Here is a 1,157-nt window from a genome sequence, read left to right on the forward strand (position 1 = left end):
TGGTGTTCGCACGCGCCCATTCGCTCAGTGCGCTGACGGGGATCAGCAGCTCGTGGCCGAGCTCGGTCAGCTCATAATCGACGCGCGGTGGAATGGTTGGAAACACGGTGCGGGTGACGAAGCCGTCACGCTCCAGCCCGCGCAAGGTGGTGGTCAGCATTTTCTGCGAGATGCCGCCGACGGCAGCGCGCAATTCGTTGAAACGCAGCGGTCCGTCGCCCAGCTTGCCGACGACCAGAACGGTCCATTTGTCGCCGACGCGCTGCAGGATTTCCGAGATGGCGCGGCAGTCTTCGGAGCGATGTGGGTGCCTCGGTAACAAAAAAGTGCCTTCTTGTGCATCGCGTTTCCAGTATCTCATATAGCGCAGGTATCCAAATGATACCAGTACTTCGTGCAAGGAGAGCCCTTATGTCCAAACCCAAAATTGCCATCGTCGTCGGATCGACGCGCGCCGCTCGTTTCGCCGATGTGCCAACCCAGTGGATCGCCAAGATCGCCAAGTCGCATGCCGACATCGATGTCGAGGTCGTCGATCTGCGCGACTTCCCGCTGCCGTTCTTCGACGAGGTCGCATCCTCCGCCTGGGCGCCGTCGCAGAACGAAGTGGCACAGCGCTGGCAGAAGAAGGTCGCCGAATTCGACGGCTTCATCTTCACCGCCGCCGAATACAATCATGGCCCGACGGCCGTGCTGAAGAACGCCATCGACTACGCCGCCAATGAATGGAACAAGAAGTCGGCCGGCTTCGTCGGTTATGGCAGCGTCGGCGGCTCGCGTGCCGTCGAACAGCTTAGACTGTATGCCGTCGAATTGCAGATGGCGCCGGTCAAGTCGGCCGTCCATATCGCCTGGGGCGATTTCCTCGCCGTCCGCCAGGGCGAGAAGAAGCTGGAAGACCTCGAGCATCTGAACCAGGCCGCCACCGCGCTGGTCAACGATGTTGCGTGGTGGGCCAAGGTGCTCAAGGCAGCGCGTCAGGCCGACGCCGTTGCCGAGGAAGTCAAGGCGGCCTGACCGCCAATTCGAGTTATCCTCCCAAGGATCCGGGGCGGCGCTTGCGTCGCCCTTTTTCAATTATAGCGGCTCGAATTGAAAGCTGGCGCCGGATCGGACGACGCGGCCGATGCCGGGCGAATCCAGATGCGCGCCGGCAA

2 protein-coding genes are annotated in these 1,157 nt (G+C 61.7%); one reads left to right on the forward strand and one right to left on the reverse strand.

What is annotated here, in order from left to right; translation table 11 throughout:
• Positions 1-322: winged helix-turn-helix transcriptional regulator (locus EN939_RS35020; RefSeq protein WP_164751552.1), on the reverse strand; the 322-nt coding region annotated here is incomplete at its 3' end.
• An 89-nt stretch (positions 323-411) separates the two neighbouring features.
• Between EN939_RS35020 and EN939_RS35025 the strand changes: the two genes are divergently transcribed.
• On the forward strand, positions 412-1,017 hold the full coding sequence (locus EN939_RS35025) for an NADPH-dependent FMN reductase (RefSeq protein ID WP_127271924.1): 606 nt from the start codon (positions 412-414) through the stop codon (positions 1,015-1,017).
• Positions 1,018-1,157: the final 140 nt, after the last annotated feature.

It is taken from the genome of Mesorhizobium sp. M7A.F.Ca.CA.002.05.1.1 (assembly GCF_003998335.1).
Classification (GTDB): Bacteria; Pseudomonadota; Alphaproteobacteria; order Rhizobiales; family Rhizobiaceae; genus Mesorhizobium.

Bases quoted from the DNA above. Each gene is read 5' to 3' on its own strand.
- EN939_RS35025 (WP_127271924.1), top strand. From the start codon at position 412: ATGTCCAAACCCAAAATTGCCATCGTCGTCGGATCGACGCGCGCCGCT.